The sequence below is a fragment of the Patulibacter ginsengiterrae genome (assembly GCF_056269115.1).
Window position 1 is genome coordinate 1 of sequence record NZ_JBWDOG010000056.1, and the last position, 503, is coordinate 503.

Below are 503 nucleotides of genomic sequence, written 5' to 3' on the forward strand. Positions count from 1 at the left end.
AGTTGACACTGGCCTTAAATCAGAAGGTATTGTTGACCGCGCTGAATTCTTAAATGAACAACGCGAACTTGAAGTTCAAGTTGGCGACACTGTTGATGTTGTTGTTGAAGCGCTTGACAACGGCATGGGTCAAACAGTTTTATCACGTGAAAAAGCGAAACGTGCTGAAACTTGGACTAAACTTGAAAAAATCTTTGAAGACGGCGAAATCGTTACTGGTGTTATCTCTGGTAAAGTTAAAGGCGGTTTCACTGTTGACATCGGTCCAGTTCGTGCGTTCCTTCCAGGTTCTTTAGTTGATACTCGTCCTATTCGTGATACTACTCACTTAGAAGGTAAAGAGTTAGAATTTAAAGTAATCAAACTTGATGCTAAACGTAACAACGTTGTTGTATCTCGTCGTGCTGTTATGGAAGCTGAATCTTCAGCTGACCGTGAAGCTCTTCTTGCTCAGCTTGAAGAAGGTCAAACAGTTACTGGTACTATCAAAAATCTTACTGACT

1 protein-coding gene is annotated in these 503 nt (G+C 41.0%); it reads left to right on the forward strand.

Annotated features, from left to right (window positions below; genetic code table 11):
• A partial coding sequence (locus ACVUH9_RS22285; RefSeq protein ID WP_475761029.1) for a S1 RNA-binding domain-containing protein occupies nt 1-503 on the forward strand: 503 nt, incomplete at both ends.